This window comes from Psychrobacter sp. W2-37-MNA-CIBAN-0211 (assembly GCF_040309405.1).
GTDB lineage: Bacteria > Pseudomonadota > Gammaproteobacteria > Pseudomonadales > Moraxellaceae > Psychrobacter > Psychrobacter glaciei.
Genome location: NZ_JBEOOU010000120.1, coordinates 1 through 283, shown reverse-complemented (window position 1 = coordinate 283; position 283 = coordinate 1). Strand labels below are relative to the sequence as shown.

Annotated in this window: 1 pseudogene; it reads left to right on the top strand. The window is 35.3% G+C overall.

Annotated features, from left to right (window positions below):
- Window positions 1–283, top strand: a pseudogene (locus AAEY72_RS14550) (hypothetical protein); the annotation flags it as partial.

Genomic DNA, 283 nt, shown 5'->3' with positions numbered 1-283 from the left:
GAAAAAGCCTGCCAGAAATAGCCGGGCATTACTACAATATTGTATTTAAAGGCTTTATGCTGATATTTACTGCCATGCTACTGTTTTTTGTAGGTGTAGTATTTATTATGAGCCCTGCGGGCTTATTAAGTAACCTTGATTTTTTTGAAGGTACAATGCTGGCAAATAACACCTTTTGGGTGTTGGCTATTTTAGCGTATTACTTTTTAGCGACCTTGCTACCAATTGATAAAATCATTACTAAGTTTTACCCAATTTTTGGCGCTTTAATGATTGTAATGAC